At 76.4% G+C, this 16,219-nt stretch carries 19 protein-coding genes; 17 read left to right on the top strand and 2 right to left on the bottom strand.

The annotated features are described in order from the left end of the window. Positions 1-30 precede the first annotated feature (30 nt). The 11 genes from MODMU_RS25340 to MODMU_RS25290 all read left to right on the top strand — a co-directional run bounded on the left by MODMU_RS25340 (position 31) and on the right by MODMU_RS25290 (position 10,336). Complete coding sequence (locus MODMU_RS25340; protein ID WP_014743277.1) at positions 31-870, top strand: amidohydrolase family protein; 840 nt, start codon at positions 31-33, stop codon at positions 868-870. 25 nt (positions 871-895) lie between these two features. Next, positions 896-1,453, top strand: coding sequence for an MSMEG_0572/Sll0783 family nitrogen starvation response protein (locus tag MODMU_RS25335; RefSeq protein ID WP_014743276.1), 558 nt, complete (start codon positions 896-898; stop codon positions 1,451-1,453). Between the two features lie 10 nt (positions 1,454-1,463). Then, positions 1,464-2,537, top strand: a complete 1,074-nt coding sequence (locus MODMU_RS25330; protein WP_014743275.1) for an MSMEG_0568 family radical SAM protein — start codon at positions 1,464-1,466, stop codon at positions 2,535-2,537. An 8-nt stretch (positions 2,538-2,545) separates the two neighbouring features. After that, the gene (locus tag MODMU_RS25325) at positions 2,546-3,973 is read left to right on the top strand and encodes an MSMEG_0567/sll0787 family protein (protein ID WP_231851723.1); all 1,428 of its coding nucleotides are present in this window, start codon (positions 2,546-2,548) and stop codon (positions 3,971-3,973) included. Between the two features lie 13 nt (positions 3,974-3,986). Further along, positions 3,987-4,847 carry a carbon-nitrogen hydrolase family protein gene (locus tag MODMU_RS25320; RefSeq protein WP_014743273.1) on the top strand — a complete coding sequence of 287 codons (861 nt, stop codon included), beginning with the start codon at positions 3,987-3,989 and terminating at the stop codon, positions 4,845-4,847. Further along, positions 4,844-6,178, top strand: a complete 1,335-nt coding sequence (locus MODMU_RS25315) for an MSMEG_0569 family flavin-dependent oxidoreductase (RefSeq protein ID WP_014743272.1) — start codon at positions 4,844-4,846, stop codon at positions 6,176-6,178. Before MODMU_RS25320 ends, MODMU_RS25315 begins: the two co-directional genes overlap by 4 nt. A gap of 97 nt (positions 6,179-6,275) precedes the next feature. Then, positions 6,276-7,091, top strand: coding sequence for a carbon-nitrogen hydrolase family protein (locus MODMU_RS25310; RefSeq protein WP_014743271.1), 816 nt, complete (start codon positions 6,276-6,278; stop codon positions 7,089-7,091). Continuing rightward, the gene (locus MODMU_RS25305; RefSeq protein WP_014743270.1) at positions 7,088-8,233 is read left to right on the top strand and encodes an MSMEG_0565 family glycosyltransferase; all 1,146 of its coding nucleotides are present in this window, start codon (positions 7,088-7,090) and stop codon (positions 8,231-8,233) included. The genes MODMU_RS25310 and MODMU_RS25305 overlap by 4 nt, the downstream gene beginning before the upstream one ends. Positions 8,234-8,325: 92 nt before the next feature. Then, complete coding sequence (locus MODMU_RS25300) at positions 8,326-8,631, top strand: hypothetical protein (protein ID WP_014743269.1); 306 nt, start codon at positions 8,326-8,328, stop codon at positions 8,629-8,631. 90 nt (positions 8,632-8,721) lie between these two features. Next, complete coding sequence (locus tag MODMU_RS25295; RefSeq protein ID WP_041795625.1) at positions 8,722-9,201, top strand: hypothetical protein; 480 nt, start codon at positions 8,722-8,724, stop codon at positions 9,199-9,201. A gap of 133 nt (positions 9,202-9,334) precedes the next feature. After that, positions 9,335-10,336, top strand: a complete 1,002-nt coding sequence (locus MODMU_RS25290; protein ID WP_014743267.1) for a C40 family peptidase — start codon at positions 9,335-9,337, stop codon at positions 10,334-10,336. Positions 10,337-10,345: 9 nt separating this feature from the next. Here the strand turns inward: MODMU_RS25290 and MODMU_RS25285 are convergent, their stop codons facing one another. Together MODMU_RS25285 and MODMU_RS25280 are read right to left on the bottom strand one after the other, a co-directional pair. Continuing rightward, entirely contained in the window at positions 10,346-11,686 is a 1,341-nt protein-coding gene (locus MODMU_RS25285; protein ID WP_014743266.1) for an FAD-binding oxidoreductase, read from the bottom strand. Between the two features lie 97 nt (positions 11,687-11,783). Then, positions 11,784-12,365, bottom strand: a complete 582-nt coding sequence (locus MODMU_RS25280; protein ID WP_014743265.1) for a YdeI/OmpD-associated family protein — start codon at positions 12,363-12,365, stop codon at positions 11,784-11,786. Between the two features lie 124 nt (positions 12,366-12,489). Here MODMU_RS25280 and MODMU_RS25275 point away from each other — a divergent pair, with 124 nt between their 5' ends. Genes MODMU_RS25275 through MODMU_RS25250 form a run of 6 tightly spaced genes read left to right on the top strand, consistent with a single transcriptional unit; the run spans position 12,490 to position 16,214 of the window. Continuing rightward, positions 12,490-13,239, top strand: coding sequence for a histidine phosphatase family protein (locus tag MODMU_RS25275; protein WP_014743264.1), 750 nt, complete (start codon positions 12,490-12,492; stop codon positions 13,237-13,239). Further along, positions 13,220-14,110: an NAD(P)H-hydrate dehydratase gene (locus tag MODMU_RS25270; protein WP_014743263.1), complete on the top strand. Its 891-nt coding sequence runs from the start codon at positions 13,220-13,222 to the stop codon at positions 14,108-14,110. Before MODMU_RS25275 ends, MODMU_RS25270 begins: the two co-directional genes overlap by 20 nt. 25 nt (positions 14,111-14,135) lie before the next feature. Continuing rightward, entirely contained in the window at positions 14,136-14,444 is a 309-nt protein-coding gene (locus tag MODMU_RS25265) for a hypothetical protein (RefSeq protein ID WP_014743262.1), read from the top strand. Between the two features lie 55 nt (positions 14,445-14,499). After that, positions 14,500-15,033 carry a gamma carbonic anhydrase family protein gene (locus MODMU_RS25260; protein ID WP_014743261.1) on the top strand — a complete coding sequence of 178 codons (534 nt, stop codon included), beginning with the start codon at positions 14,500-14,502 and terminating at the stop codon, positions 15,031-15,033. A 21-nt stretch (positions 15,034-15,054) separates the two neighbouring features. After that, positions 15,055-15,558, top strand: coding sequence for a hypothetical protein (locus MODMU_RS25255; RefSeq protein ID WP_014743260.1), 504 nt, complete (start codon positions 15,055-15,057; stop codon positions 15,556-15,558). Further along, positions 15,555-16,214, top strand: a complete 660-nt coding sequence (locus MODMU_RS25250) for a sigma factor-like helix-turn-helix DNA-binding protein (RefSeq protein ID WP_014743259.1) — start codon at positions 15,555-15,557, stop codon at positions 16,212-16,214. The genes MODMU_RS25255 and MODMU_RS25250 overlap by 4 nt, the downstream gene beginning before the upstream one ends. The last annotated feature ends 5 nt before the right edge of the window (positions 16,215-16,219 follow it).

Genomic DNA, 16,219 nt, shown 5'->3' with positions numbered 1-16,219 from the left:
GGGACACGTCCGCCGACCACCGTTCTCCCCATGACCCCGAGCGCCCCGCGGCTGGTGCACGACGCGCACCGGCACCTCGGCGTGCTCCCCGCCCACCCGTTCTACGGCGGCCCGCCGGTCAACCCGGACACCACCGCGCGCGCCACGATCGACGAGCTGATCGCCGACCTGGACGCCGAGGGCACCGAGCGCGCGCTGGTCATCCCGAACTACGGCGTCCCGGACCCGACGGCGTCCTTCGCGCTCAACGAGCTGGTCGTCGAGGCAGCAGGGCGCGACGACCGCATCGTGGCGGGGCTGTGGACCAGCCCGCGCCCGCAGGACGCCGTCGCGACCGACAAGGCACTCGCGCTCGCCGGTGAGGACGGCGTCGCCGCGCTCAAGCTCTCGTTCCTGCTCGGCGGCGGGGTCGACGACCCGGCGTGCCGGCCGCAGCTGGACGCGGTGTTCGCCGCCGCCCGGGAGCACGACCTGGTGGTCCACGTGCACACCAGCCCCGGCGCGGCCAGCGACCTGGACCAGGTGGGGCAGCTCGTCGAGCGCTACGCCGACGACGTCGCCGTCCACCTGGTGCACATGGGCGGCGGGATGAGCGGCCACATCAAGCTCATCGGGCAGCTGTTCTTCGCCTGGGTCGCCGCCGGCAAGCGCGTTTACACCGACACCAGCTGGGCGATCGGCTTCGCCCCGCGCTGGTTCGCCACCGAGATCGAGCGGCACGGCATCGGGCACGACCGGGTGCTGTTCGCCTCCGACCAACCCTGGGGCGACTTCGCCGGCGAGCACGCCCGGCTGCTGGCCGCCACCGGTGGTGGCGAGCTCACCGACCTCGTCTTCCGCCGCAACTTCGAAGCCCTCCACGGGCTCTGAACACCCCGAGAAGAAGGAGCACACCGTGACCACCACCCTGCCCGCCACCACCGGCACCCCGCTGATCAGCGACGCGGACCTCAAGGCCGCCCAGGACACCAGCAAGAGCGAGATCGCCCACCCCTCGCTGCCCAAGGGCAGCAACATCTACGGCTCGACCAAGATCTTCCCGGACTACCAGGCCGGGGAGGGCGAGTCCTACTTCACCCTGGTGCACGGCATCGCGCACGAGTCCTCGGTCGCCTTCGTCGCCTGCCTGCAGGCGCTGCGCGCGCTGCGCAAGGGTTACGAGTCGGTCCTGTACTTCTACGGCCCCGGCGCGATGAACGCGATGGCCACCCGCGGCTTCCCGACCACCGGCGACAGCGGCTTCCCGGGCGAGCAGAACATCAACAGCCAGATCGAGCGGTTCATCGAGGAGGGCGGCACCGTCTACGTCTGCCGCTTCGGGCTCTCGCTGCACGGCCTGCGCGAGGAGGACCTGATCGCCGGCACCATCCCCTGCCACCCGCTCGACGTGCAGGACGCGCTCATCCACTACGCCCGCAAGGGCGCGATCATCAACTCGACCTACAACCTCTGAGGTCAGGGCCGTGACCCAGGCACCGGCGCGGGCCTCCACCCGGGTCGACGTCGCGATCATCGGCGTCCGGGTCGACGCGCCCGTCTCCCGGCGGGCCGGCGCCGGCCCCAGCGACGACGGGCACGTGCTGCTCGGCGGGCACGGCGCCGCCCTGCCGCTGAACCCCGACTCGCCGTACTCGATCAGCGGCGGCCGGCTGCTGCTCGACGGCGCCGACCTCGGGCTGGAGGCGGAGGCGATCGCCCGCCCCCGCTTCTACGACCTGACCACCGCCGACGGCGTGCCCTACGAGAAGCTCGCCCGACTGCACGGGAAGGACGTGCTGGCCACCACCGTCGTGCAGACCTGCATCCGCTACGCGGAGGCCGACCGCTGCCGGTTCTGCGCCATCGAGGCCTCGCTGGCGGCGGGGGCCACCACCGCGGTCAAGACCCCGGCGCAGCTCGCCGAGGTCGCCGAGGCCGCCGTCCGGCTGGACGGCGTCCGGCAGATGGTGCTGACCACCGGGACGACGAACGGCCGGGACCGCGGCGCCCGGCACCTGGCCCGCTGCGTGCGGGCGGTCACCGCCGCGGTGCCGGGGCTGCCGGTCCAGGTGCAGTGCGAGCCGCCGGCGCCGGAGGACCTCGACGCGATCACGGAGCTCAAGGACGCCGGGGCCACCGCGATCGGCATCCACGTCGAGTCGCTGGACGACGCCGTCCGGGCGCGCTGGATGCCCGGCAAGGCCACCGTCCCGATGAGCCAGTACGACGCCGCCTGGGACGAGGCGGTGCGGGTCTTCGGCCGCAACCGGGTCTCCACCTACCTGCTCGTCGGGCTGGGCGAGGACCCCGACGAGCTGGTCGCCGGCGCCCTCCGGCTCGCCGGGCGCGGGGTCTACCCGTTCGTCGTCCCCTACCGGCCGCTGGCCGGCACCCTGGCCGTGGCCGACGGCGTCAGGGCGCCGGACCCGGCGGTGCTGCACGACATCACGGAGCGGGTCGCCGCCGGGCTGCGCCGGCTGGACATGCGCGGCGCCGACCAAGGCGCCGGCTGCGCGGCCTGCGGTGCGTGCAGCGCCCTGCAGGCGGCGGGCGCATGAGGGCGGACGTGGCCACTTCTGCCCTGGAGGACCGGGCGGCGCTGGAGCGCAGCGTGCTGCTCGTCGACTTCCGGACGCCGCCGGCCGCGCGGGGCTGGCAGGTGGCGGAGGCCGACGCCGCCGGGGTCGCCGCGCACCGGGAGCTGCGGCAGCGCGCCTTCGTGGAGGAGCAGGGCCTGTTCGCCGGCACCGACCTCGACGGCACGGACGACGACCCGCGCGCGGTGACCCTGGTTGCACGTGGAACACGCGGTGCCGTGCTGGGCGGGGTCCGGCTGGCGCCGGTGGACCCGGCCGGTCCGGACGTCGGCTGGTGGGCCGGCTCGCGGCTGGTCGTCGCCCCCGACGCCCCGCGCGGGCTGGGTGCCGCGCTGGTCATCGCCGCCTGCGCCCGCGCCGAGCAGGCCGGCGTCCTCCGCTTCGACGCCACCGTGCAGGACCGGTACGCGGCGCTGTTCACCCGGCTCGGCTGGCGGGCCACCGGGACGGCGACGCTCGGCGACCGCCCGCACACGGCGATGACCTGGCCGATCGGCCGGATCGCGGCCCTCGCCGCGGCCACCAAGGCCCCGCTGGGCGGCCTGCTGGGCGGTTTCTCCCTCGGCGGCCCGGGCTGGGTCGGCGACGACGGCGCCCCGGTGCCCGGCACCGACGTGATCGCCGCCTGCGACGCGATCCTGCCGGCGATGGTCGAGCGCGACCCGGAGTGGGCCGGCTGGTGCGGCGTGCTGGTCAACGTCAACGACCTCTCCGCGATGGGCGCGGCCCCGCTGGGCCTGCTGGACGCCGTCGGCGCCCGGGACGCCTCGTTCGCCGCCCGGGTGCTGGCCGGCCTGCGCGACGCCAGCCGCTCCTGGGGCGTGCCGGTGCTCGGCGGGCACACCCAGCTCGGCGTGCCGGCGTCGTTGAGCGTCACCGCGCTGGGCCGTACCCACCGGCCGGTGCCGGCCGGCGGCGGCCGCCCCGGCCACGAGGTGCGGCTCACCGCCGACCTGGGCGGCGGCTGGCGGCGCGGCCACACCGGCCGGCAGTGGGACTCCACCAGCACCCGGACGACGGCCGAGCTCCAGCTGATGGGCTCGGTGGTCGCCCGCACCGCTCCGGCGGCCGCCAAGGACGTGAGCATGGCCGGGCTCGTCGGCACCCTCGGCATGCTCGCCGAGGCCAGCGGCTGCGGCGCGGTGCTCGACGTCGCGGCCGTCCCGCGACCGCCCGCGGCCAGCGTCGGCGACTGGTTCAGCTGCTTCCCCGGCACCGCGTTCCTCACCACCGACGACCCCGGCCGGCCGGTCGCCCCGGCCGGGCCGGCCAGCAGCGCCGTCTGCGGCGAGCTCGTGCCCGGCGCCGGCGTGCAGCTGCGCTGGCCGGACGGCTCGCTCACCCCCGCCGTCCCCGGGCCGGTCACCGGCCTGGGCCCGGCCACCGTGCTCGACTGACCCAGGAGGACCCATGACCGACGCCACGACGGTCGCCGCCGTCGCCGCCCCCTTCGGACGCGACCTCGGCGCGACCTTCGCCCGGGTCGAGCAGCTGATCGCCGACGCCCGCGCCCGCGGCGTCCAGCTGCTGGCCCTGCCCGAGGCCACCCTCGGCGGCTACCTCGCCGATCTCGGCGAGCACGGCGTCGACCAGGTGCTCCCCGAGCACGCCCTCCCCCCGGCGCTGGACGTCGACGGCCCCGAGGTCGCCCGGCTGGCGCGGCTCGCCGGGGACATGGTGGTGACCGCCGGGCTGTGCGAGGCCGACGGCGGCGTCCGGTACAACACCGCGGTCGCGGTGACCGGCGACGGCGTGCTCGGCGTGCACCGCAAGGTGCACCAGCCGCTGGGGGAGGGCAACAGCTACGCCGCCGGCGACGGGTTCCGCGCCTTCGACTCCCCGGTCGGCCGGATCGGCATGATGATCTGCTACGACAAGGCCTTCCCCGAGGCGGCCCGCACGCTGGCCATGGACGGCGCGGAGATCGTGGTCTGCATGTCGGCCTGGCCCGGCTCCCGCACCGGCGCCGCGGCCGACCTCGCCGAGGACCGGTGGACCCGCCGGTTCGACCTGTTCGACCAGGCCCGCGCGCTGGAGAACCAGATCGTCTGGGTGTCGGCGAACCAGTCGGGCCGGTTCGGCGAGCTGCGGTTCGTCTGCAGCGCCAAGGTCGTCGGCCCGGGCGGCGACGTGCTGGCCACCACCGGCGTGCAGCCGGGCACGGCGGTGGCCACCGTGCACGTGCGGGACGCCCTGGACGGGGCGCGCCGGGCGATGGGCCACCTGCGCGACCGCCGTCCCGACGCCTACGGCGCGCTGGTGGGGGCATGACCCTCACCGCGGAGCAGCCCACCCGCGCCGGGCTGCCGAACCGGGTGCCGGTCGCCGTCGTCGGCGGCGGCCAGGCCGGGCTGTCGATCTCCTGGCACCTGACCCGGCGCGGGATCGAGCACGTCGTCCTGGAGCGGGAGACGGTCGCGCACGAGTGGTCCGACGCCCGCTGGGACACCTTCTGCCTGGTCACGCCGAACTGGCAGTGCCAGCTGCCGGGCTGGCCCTACGCCGGCGACGACCCGGACGGGTTCATGGTCAAGGACGAGATCGTCGCCTACGTGCGGGGCTACGCGGCCTCTTTCGGCCCGCCGGTGCACGAGGGCGTCGCCGTCACCCGGCTGGCCCCCGCCCCCGACGGGGGGTACCTGCTCACCACCAGCGCCGGGGAGCTCGCCGCGGAGCAGGTCGTGCTCGCCGTCGGCGGCTACCACCTGCCCGTCGTCCCGCCGTACGCCGCGGCGCTGCCCGGGTCGATCACCCAGCTGCACTCCCAGCAGTACAAGAACCCCGACCAGCTGCCCGCCGGCGAGGTGCTCGTGGTCGGCACCGGCCAGTCGGGCGCGCAGATCGCCGAGGACCTGCACCTGGCCGGCCGCCGGGTGCACCTGGCCGTGGGGAGCGCGCCGCGGATCGCCCGCCGCTACCGCGGCCGGGACGTCGTCGCCTGGCTCGACGACCTCGGGCACTACGACATGCCGGTCGAGCAGCACCGGGACGGCGAGGCCGCCCGGGTGGGCACCAACCACTACGTCACCGGGCGGGACGGCGGCCGGGACATCGACCTGCGCACGTTCGCCACCGAGGGCATGCAGCTGTACGGCACGCTGACCGGGCTCTCCGGGACGACGCTGACCTTCGCGCCGAACCTCACCGAGAACCTGGACCGGGCCGACCGGGTCGACGACTCGGCCAAGGACGTGATCGACCGGCACATCGCCGCCGCCGGCATCGACGCCCCCGTCGAGCCGCGGTACACCCCGGTGTGGGCGCCCGAGCAGGACCCGACCGAGCTGCCGCTGGACGGGTCGGGCATCACCAGCGTGGTCTGGTGCATCGGCTTCCGCGCCGACTGGAGCTGGGTCAGGGTGCCGGTGTTCGACGGCGCCGGGTACCCGACCCACTCCCGCGGGGTCACCTCGGCGCCCGGGCTGTTCGTGCTCGGCCTGCCGTGGCTGCACACCTGGGGCTCGGGCCGGTTCTCCGGCATCGCCCGCGACGCCGAGCACGTCGCCGACCGGATCGGCGAGCTGGTGGCCAGCGGCGCCCCGACCGGCCTGGACCGCACCCTCGCCGTGGCCGCCGCCTCGTCCGCGGCCCGCATGGCGTGACGCCCACGCCCACTCGAGGTCCCGGCGCCGAACCCCGCACCGGTTTCGGCGCCGAACCCCTCGCAGGTTTCGGCGCCGAAACCGTCAAGGGGCAGCCGTGAGGGTGGCGGCGGTGTCGGCGCACTTCGGGCGGGACGTCGGGCAGTGCGTGGCCAAGATCGAGGGGATCGTCGCCGACGCGCGCAGCCAGGACGTCGGGCTGCTGGTGTTCCCGGACGCCACGCTCGGCGGGTACCTGGGCGGCCTCGGTCCCGGGGACGACACCGGGCTGCCGCCGGCGCTGGACGCCGGGTCGCCCGAGCTGGCCCGGGTCGCCGCCGCCGCGGGGGACATGGTGGTCTGCGTCGGCTACCGGGAGAGCGCCGGTGACCGGTGCTTCAACAGCGCCGTCTGCGTCACCGGGGACGGCGTGCTGGGCCGGCACCGCAAGGTGCACCAGCCGGCCGGCGAGCTCCCCGCCTACGCCGCCGGCGACGGGTTCGCCGCCTTCGACACCCCGCTGGGCCGGATGGGCATGCTCATCGACTACGACAAGACCTTCCCGGAGGCCGCCCGCACCCTCGCCGGCCGCGGTGCGCAGCTGGTGGCCTGCCTGTCGGCCTGGCCGGCGAGCCTGACCAACCGGGCGCCCCGGCTGGTGCAGGACCGCCAGTCCCGGCTGTTCGACCTCTACGACTGCGCCCGCGCCGCGGAGAACCAGGTGGTGTGGGTGTCGGCCAACCAGACCGGCGCGATGGGCCGGCTGCGCTTCCTCGGCCAGTCGAAGGTGGTCGGCCCGGGCGGTGACGTGCTCGCCCGCACCTGGGCCAAGGCGGGGCTGGCGGTGGCCGACCTCGACGTCGCCGCCGAGGTCGGCCGGGCGCGGCTGGTGCTGGACCACCTGCGCGAGCTGAAGCCGGAGGCGTACGGGTGAGGATCGCGCTGCTCACCTACTCCACGAAGCCGCGGGGCGGGGTGGTGCACACCCTGGCCCTGGCCGAGGCGATGGCCCGGGCCGGGCACGACGTCAGCGTGTGGTCGCTGGGCCGCGGCGGGGACACCGCGTTCTTCCGGCCGGTGGACCCGGCGGTCACGCTGCGCCTGGTGCCCTTCCCCGACGTGCCGGACGAGGACGTCGGCACCCGGATCCTGCGGTCGATCGAGGTGCTCGGGGCGGCGTTCACCGGCGGCTACGACGTCGTCCACGCCCAGGACTGCATCAGCGCCAACGCCGTCCCCGGGTGCGTGCGCACGGTCCACCACCTGGACACCTTCACCACGCCGGCGCTGGCCGCCTGCCACGAGCGGGCCATCGTGCAGCCGCGCGCGCTGGTCTGCGTCTCGGCGGCCGTCGCCGCCGAGGTGGCCACCGGCTGGGGCCGGGTGGCGACCGTGATCGGCAACGGCGTGGAGGCCGACCGCTTCGCCGCCGCGGCGGGCCCCGCGGGGGAGCCCGGCCGGCGCGCGTGGCGGGACCGGCTGGGCCGGTACGTGCTGGCGGTCGGGGGTATCGAGCCGCGCAAGGGGACGCTGGACCTGGTCGAGGCCTTCGCGCTGGTCCGCCAGCAGCGGCCCGAGCTCTCCCTCGTGGTGGCCGGTGGGGAGACGCTGTTCGACTACCGCGACTACCGGGCCCGGGTGCTGGACCGGGCCGCGGAGCTCGGGGTGGCGCCGGTGGTCCTCGGACCGGTCGACCACGACCGGCTGCCGGCCCTGGTCGCCGCCGCCGACGTGTTCGCCTTCCCGTCGGTCAAGGAGGGCTTCGGGCTGGCCGCGATGGAGGCGCTCGCGGCCGGCGTGCCGGTGGTGACCCGGGACCTGCCGGTGCTGCGCGAGGTGTTCGGCGACGCCGCCGCGTTCGCCGCCGACCCGGCGGGGATGGCGAGGGCGCTGCTCGCCCCGGTCGACGAGGAGCGCCGGTCGGCGGGGCGGGCGCTGGCCCGGGGTGCCAGCTGGGACGCCGCCGCGGCGGCGCACCTCCGGCTGTACGGGACGCTGGTGGCGGGAGCGTCCCCGGGGGCCGGTGTGACGGATGAGCAGGACGAATCGACCGAACCGCGTTTCGTGCCCCGCTGACGCGGACATGAAACGCGGTTCGTGTCTACTTCCCCTCGAACGCCGATGACGACCCCCTGCCCGCCGTGGCAGGACGGCGAGGGGAGCCCGACATGACGTACTGCCAGAAGCCTTCCATCTTCCAGCTGGGCAAGGTGCACGAGAACGGCCCGTCGGTGATCGTCTCGGGCTGGGGGCTGGGCATGTGCGTCTCGTCCTGCCGGTGCCACCGCAACCCCGACGACGGCCAGCTCGCCCTCGCCGAGGACCAGGCCGGCGGCAGCCTCGGGCTGCGCAGCTTCACCGACACCGGTGACTGCGACTGCTGCGAGTCCTGGAGCTCCGCCGAGCTGTCCGCCATCCTCCGCGACGTCGCCGCCCTCGAGGCGCTCGAGGCCAGGGAGCCCGCCGCGGGCTGACCACCCGACCGCACCACGAGCCGCCCGCCGGGGGAACCCGCGGGCGGCTCGTCGCGTGTCCGGCCCCGGTCGCGGGGTAGTCCCCCGGCCATGTGGGCGCGAGCAGCAGCACGTGGAGCACTGGCCGGCCTCGCCGGCGTCGCCGTGATGACCGCGGGGGAGAAGCTCGAGCAGCAGGTCACCCACCGGCCCGACTCCTACGTGCCGGCCCGCACGTTGACCGCGCTGGTCACCGGCCGCCGGCTGCCGGGGTCGGCGCGCCCGCCGGTGCGCAACCACCTCATGCACTGGGGCACCGGTGCCGCCGTCGGCGCGCTGCGGGGCGTCTGGTCGGCCGCCGGGCTGCGCGGCCCGCGCGCCTCGGCCTGGCACACCGTCGTCCGGCTGGCCGTGGACCAGACGCTGGAGAACGTCACCGGCGTCGGCGCGCCGCCGTGGACCTGGTCCCGGCGCGACCAGGTCGTCGACGTGGCGCACAAGGCCGTCTACTCCTTCACCACCGGTGCCGTCGCGGACCGCCTGGTCCCGTACGCCCGGGGCGGGAGTGGCGCACGGGGCCTGTGGGACTGAGGTCGCCTGCGGACCGATCGGTCCCGGCGCGCCGGAGCTCTTGACAAGGTCGCGATCTCCCTACCTTCCGTCCTGACGCACGCGGTCCCCGTCGCCCCTCCCCGGGCGGGACGCGCGCAGACGGAGGCCTCTCGTGACCCGATCGACCACGCGACGGTGGACGCGTGCCGCCGCCCTCGCGCTGACCGCCGGAGTCGCCGTCGTCCTCACCCCGACAACCAGCTCCGCCGCCCCGGCCACCGCCGCCGACGCCCGGCAGGCCGTCACCACCGCCGCTCAGCAGCTCAGCGTCCTGGACGAGCAGGTGCACCAGGCCACGGTTGCGGCCGACCAGCAACGAGCCGCCGCAGACGTGGCGGCAGCCGCTGCCACAGCAGCTCAGGCGCGGCTGGACGTGCTCGCGCCGCAGTTGCGGGCCATCGCGCAGACGGGCTACGTGGGGACCACCCGCGGCCGGCTCGCTGCCTTCCTCACCAGCGGCTCGGCCGACGAGCTCGTCCAGCAGATGAACACCTTGGACCAGCTCGCGTCGCACGCTGACGCCGTCGTCGCTGCTGCAGTCGACGCCCGGGCGACGGCAGACCGGGCCCGGGCCGATGCACTGGCCGCCGCCGACACCGCCGACGCGGCGGTGTCCGACCTGCAGGCGCGGAAGGCCCAGCTCAACGGCGAGCTGGCCGGCTACGAGGCGGACCTCGACCGGCTCAGCGCCGCCGACCGCGCGCGCGTGCAGACGGCCGTCGCAGGGCCGGACGTGACCGCCCGGCCGGCACCCGCGCCGACGGAGGCCGCGGACGTCGCCGTGCAGACCGCGCTCGCCCAGGTCGGCGACGCCTACGTGTTCGGCGCGAGCGGGCCGGACGCCTTCGACTGCTCCGGCCTGACCTCCTACGCCTACGCCGCCGCCGGGGTCACCCTCCCGCACTCCAGCCGGGCCCAGTCCACGATGGGCGCGGCGGTGTCCCGAGCCGAGCTGCAGCCCGGCGACCTGGTGTTCTTCTTCTCGCCGGTCAGCCACGTCGGCCTCTACATCGGCAACGGTCAGATGGTGCACGCGCGGACACCGGGCAAGCCGGTCTCGGTGACGAGCGTGGACATGAGCGGCTACGTCGGCGCCCGTCGCGTCACCGGCTGACGCCGGGCGTCAGGCGGGCAGCGGCTGGGCGGGGCGCAGCAGGCCGTGCGGGTCGCGGTCCCGGGCGACCTGCTGCAGCCGCGCCAGCACGTCCGGGCTCCACGCGTCGGTGAGGTCCTGACCGCACGCGAAGGCGTACTGCACGCCCGACCGCCACGGTGCCACCGCCGCGACCGCCGCCCGGACGGCGTCGGGCACCTGCGCGGCGACCGGCGGGGCGAGCACCCCGACCGCGAACAGCGAGAACGCGGCGTCCCGGCCGCTCACCGCGTCCGGCACCGCCGGGTGCACCGCGAGCGCCCCGCCGAGCTGGCGCAGCTCCACCGCCAGCAGCGAGGTCTCCACCCCCGGCCCGGCCAGGGCGAGCAGCGCGTCGACCGCCTCGGCGGGCAGCCCGCCGAGCAGGCAGCCGGAATCCGCGGCGGGCGCCGGCTCCTCGGGGTCGAGGTGGACGGCGCCGATCTCGGTGTAGGGCCGCGGGCCGACGGTGTCGACCACCACCGGGGCCACCGCCCGCATCGGCGCCAGCAGCGCCTCGCCGTCGGCCGGCGAGCCGGTCGAGGCGATCCGCAGGTGCACCAGGAACTGCCCGCGCAGCGGAGGGGGGAGCTGCGGCAGGGGCGGCAGCCGGAGCAGCGCGATCGAGGTGGTCACCTCGGGAGGCAGCGTGGGCGCCCAGGTGCGCCAGGCGTGCAGGACGGCGGCCGCCTCCGCGCCGGGGAAGAACACCGCGCCGCCCCAGAAGCCGGGCAGCTCCACCAGGTCCGCGGTCAGCGCGGTGACCACGGCGAACCCGCCACCGCCGCCGCGCAGCGCGAAGAACAGGTCGGGCTCGCTGCCGGCGGACACGTGCCGCTGCTCGCCGTCGGCGGTCACCACCTCGAAGCTGCGCACCCGGTCGGCGGCGAAGCCCAGCGCGCGGGCCAGCGGGCCCATCCCGCCGCCGACGGTCATCCCGACCACGCCGACCGACGGGGCCGAGCCGGCGACCATCGCCAACCCGTGCGGTGCGGTGGCGGCCGCCACCTGGCCGCTGGTGACGCCGGCGCCGACGGTCACCGTGCGGCCGACCGGGTCCACGGCGACGTCGTCCAGCGCGCCGGTGCGCAGCAGCAGCGTGTCGGCCCCGACCGGGTGGCGGGCGCCGTGCCCGGTGTTCTGCACCGTCACCGCGAGCCCCTCCGCGGCCGCGTACCGGACGGCGGCGGCGACGTCCCCGGCCGTCCGCGCCTCGACGACGAGGGCAGGCGCGTGCACCACGGCGAGGTTGTAGCCGGTCACCGCGGCGGGGTAGCCCGGGTCGCCGGGGCGGTGCACGGTGCCGGTGAGCTGGTCCAGCGTGCTGGTCACGAAGGGGCCTCCTGGGTCACCCCGCCGGGTGCTGGGTCGCCGGACTTCCTAGCGGCTCGGGAGGCCCGCCGTGACCCCTCTCGGCGGCGGTGCCCGATCACCCGTGGAAGCGGCGACCCTCCGCGAGCATCTGGACGCAGGCAGCGATGCGGTTGGCCCGGGTCCGCGGGGTGGCGGCGGTGTGCACCCGCCACAGGACGGCGTACCGGTTCGTGCTGTCCAGCCCGGCGAAGAACTGCTCCGCGGCGGGCTCGGCGGCCAGCGCGGCGGCCAGGTCGTCGGGCACGGTGATCGTCGCCGACCCGGCGTAGGCGCGGTCCCACCGGCCGTCGGCCCGGGCCGCCTCCACCTGCGCGAGCCCGGCCGGCCGCATCCGGCCGTCGGCGACCAGCCGGGCCACGGTGTCCACGTTCTTCTGGGACCACACGCTCCTCGCCCGCCGCGGGGTGTAGCGGACGCTGAACCAGTCGTCGTCCACGCGGTTGCCGCGGCCGTCGATCCAGCCGTGGCACAGCGCCACCTCGACCGCCTCCGCCGCGGTCAGCGACGGGATGCCCGAGGACTTCTTCGCGATCAGGAGGAACAGCCCGGGCGCCCGGTCGTGCTCGGCGGCCAGCCAGGCGTCGAAGTCGGCAGCGGTCGGGAAGGCCCGCCGCTCGAAGGTGTCGTCGTCGGCCACGGGCCCATCGTGCTGAGCGCGCCCTCCGCCGTCCAGCGGCCGGCGGTTTGGTCAGCGGCCCCCTCGGCTACGGCTCAGCGGACGGCCCGGTCAGCGGCGCCGCGACGACGGACGGGGACCCTCCATGGCGCAGTCACCGGGCCCCAGCGCGCTGTGGCTGGTGCGCCACGGCGAGAGCATGGGCAACCTGGCCGATGCCCAGGCGCACGAGCAGGGCTCGGGGCGGCTCGAGCTCGACGTCCGCGACCCCGACGTCCCGCTGTCGTCCACCGGGGAGTCCCAGGCCGACGCGCTCGGCAGCTGGCTGGCGGGGCTGCCCGCCGGCGAGCGGCCGACCACCGTGCTCAGCTCCCCGTTCACCCGGGCGGCGGCCACTGCGCAGCGGGCGGTCGCGGCCAGCGGTGCGGACCTGACCATCCGGTACGACGAGCGGCTGCGGGAGCGGGACTTCGGCGCCTTCGACGGGATGACCCGGGACGGGATCCGCGAGGCGTACCCCGACGAGGCGCGCCGCCGCGACCTGCTGGGCAAGTTCTACTACCGCCCCCCGGGCGGCGAGAGCTGGGCCGACGTCGCGCTGCGGGTGCGCAGCCTGCTGGCCACCGAGGCGCTGCGGCACGACGGCGAGCGGCTGCTCTGCGTCTCGCACCAGGCCGTGGTCATGGTGTTCCGGTACGTGCTGGAGGAGCTCACCGAGCCCCAGCTGCTGGAGATCGACCGGGGCGACCAGATCGCCAACACCTCGGTGACCCGGTACGAGCTGTCCGACGGACGCTTCCGGCTCGTCACCTTCAACGGTGTCGAGCACCTCGACGACCACCCGGACGACGAGGCCCCCGTGACCGAGGAGAACGATGTCCCGTCCCCAGCCTGATGCCACCCTGGTCACCCCGCAGGTGCTGCGCGGCTGGCGGTTGCCCGAGCCGACCGGGGGCAAGGAGTCCCGCGGCTCGATCCTGGTGGTCGGCGGCAGCACCGAGACCCTCGGCGCGGTGACCCTGGCGGCCGAGGCGGCGCTGCGCTCCGGCGCGGGCAAGCTGCAGGTCGTCGTCCCGTCGAAGGTCGCCCCGCACGTGTCCATCGCGCTGCCGGAGGCGCTGGTCCGCGGCGTGCCGTCGACCGAGGCCGGCGCCATCGAGGGCTCGTCGGTCGAGCTGTTCCTGGACCTGGTGCAGAAGGCGTCCGCGGTGCTCGTCGGCCCGGGGATGGCCGACCGGGAGCAGACGCAGGCCCTGGTGGAGGCGCTGCTGCCGGAGCTGAAGTCCCCGGTGGTGCTGGACGCGCTCGGGCTGGCCGCGGTCACCGCCGACCCGGGCTGCCTGCACCACCTGGGAGGCCGGGTGGTGCTGACGCCCAACCCGACCGAGCTGGCGATCTCGCTGCACGTCGACGCCGACGAGGTCGAGGACGACCCGGCCGGCTGCGCGCGCCGGCTGGCCGAGCAGGCGCACGCGACCGTGGGCCTGGGCGGCGCGACCAGCTGGGTGGCCGGGCCGGACGGGCGGCTGTGGGAGGACGAGAGCGGCGGTGCGGGGCTCGGCGTCTCCGGCTCCGGTGACGTGCGGGCCGGGGTGGTCGCGGGGCTGCTGGCCCGCGGGGCCGAGCCGGACCAGGCCGCGGTGTGGGCCTCCTACCTGCACGGCCGGGCGGGCGAGCGGCTGGCCGCGACGGTCGGCCGGCTCGGCTTCCTGGCCCGCGAGCTGCCCCCCGAGGTCCCCCGGGTGCTCGCCGAGGTGGACCTCTGACCTCCGCGTCGGCCACCCTGGCCCGGTGACCGCAGCCGAGGAGCGCGCCGCCGACGTCTACACCGCCACGCTCCAGCCGCGGCCGGGTGGCCGCGTGGTGCGCAGCGCGCGGTTGCTCGCCGCGTTCGCAGCCGAGCTCGCCTGGGGCCTGCTCCCGCAGCCCTCGCTCAGCGACGTGGTGGTCACCCGCCGCGCCGACGGCGCCGAGGTGGTGCGGGTGTCCGCCGGGGACCCCAACGTGCCGGGCGAGATGCTCGGCCTGGTGCAGCGCCACCTGGCCGAGCTCAGCCCGGCCGCCTTCCTCGCCGAGTGGGGTGCCGACGGCGGGGTGTGATCTGCTGCCCCGAGCAGCGGGACCGGCCCGCGCCTTGGGCGAGGAGTGCAGCAGCGTGGCTGACAGCTACATCGGGGAGCTCGACTTCGGTGTCCCGGAGATCGACGAGCAGGCGTTCGTGGCTCCGACGGCGGTCGTCGTCGGCAAGGTGACGATGGGCCCGCGGTCCAGCATCTGGTACGGCGCGATCGCCCGCGCCGACACCGAGGTCATCGAGATCGGCGCGGACTCCAACGTGCAGGACGGCTCGACGCTGCACAGCGACCCCGGCGCCCCGCTGGTCATCGGCCGCGGGGTCACCGTGGGCCACAACGTGGTGCTGCACGGCGCCCGGGTCGACGACGACGTGCTCATCGGGATGGGCAGCACGGTGCTCAACGGCGCGCACATCGGCTCCGGGTCGATCGTCGCCGCCGGGGCCGTCGTGATGCAGGGCGCGGAGATCCCGCCGAACTCGCTGGTCGCCGGGGTGCCGGCCAAGGTCCGCCGGGAGACCACCGAGGACGACCGGGCGGCGATCCGGCTCAACGCGACCAGCTACACCGACCGCCTCGACGCCCACCGCGCCGTCCGCCGCGTGCAGCCGTAGCGGGTGCGGCAGGCTGGCCGGGTGAGCGACGAGGAGCTGCGCCGGCTGGTCGGCTGGACCGTGGAGGACGCGCCCCCGGAGGTCCGGGCCGGCCAGGCGTTCGGTGCGCTGCTGAAGGGCGTGTCGGCCGTGGTGACCCTCGGCGCGGACGCGGCCACCGGTGCGCGCCGCCCGACCTGGGCGGTGCCCGCCGACCCGGCGGCCTACCTCGACCTGGGTGTCGTCCGGCTGCACTGGCCGGCCGGCGCGGCGGGGGAGCAGGTGCAGGCCAGCCGGGAGACCGTGTGGGCGACGTCCGGGCGGGCCGAGCGGCCGCCCCGGCGGCTGCCGGTCGAGACGTGGCAGGTGCGGGCCGCCGTGCCGGGCAGCGGGTCGCGCCGGCCGCGGCACGCGGCGGCGCCGTGGCGGCTGGACGTCACCGACGGGGCGGGCACCGGGCAGCTGACCGGCGCCTGGTTGGCGCTGGCCTGGATCGGCCGGCTGGCCGGCTGGCCCGAGCCGACGGGCACCGGGCCGGGCGCGTGAGCGTGGGCTCGTTCGAGGAGTTCGTGGCGGCCCGGTCGGCCGGGCTGCTGCGGACGGCGTACCTGCTGACCGGCGACCGGGTGGAGGCGCGCGACCTGCTGCAGGGCGCGCTGATCGCCACCGAGCGGTCCTGGGCCGGCTTCGCCGACCAGGACGAGGCCACCGCCTCCGCCCGGCGGGAGCTGGTGGCGGCGCACACCAGCTGGCGGCGGGTGCTCCGGGCGGGCGACCTGCTCGCCGGCAGCCCGGCGCTGGCGAACGCCGCCGGCTTCCCCGGCTTCGCCCGGCGGCCCAGCGACCCCGGCCCGCAGGACGAGGTGTCGACCGCGCTGGCCCGGCTCACCCCGCAGCTGCGGGCCACCCTGGTGCTCCGGTACGGGGCGGGGCTGTCGGTGACCGACACCGCCGCGGCGCTCGGCGTCCCGGCCGACACGGTCACCGGCTCGACCGCCCGCGGCCTGGACGCCCTCGGCACCGACGGCACCCGGCTGACCCGCTGGCTGGCCCGCCGGGGGGAGCAGGTCAGCACCGCGCCGGACGACGCCCTCCGCTCCGTGCGGGAGGGCGCCCGCGACCGGCACAGCCACCGGCTGGGCCTGCTGCTGCTGGCGGCGGTGCTGGTCGCGATCGTCGTGCTGGTCGCCGTCAGCCTCTGACGGCG

It is taken from the genome of Modestobacter italicus, assembly GCF_000306785.1.
Lineage (GTDB): Bacteria > Actinomycetota > Actinomycetes > Mycobacteriales > Geodermatophilaceae > Modestobacter > Modestobacter italicus.
This window is presented reverse-complemented; position numbering and strand designations above follow the sequence as displayed.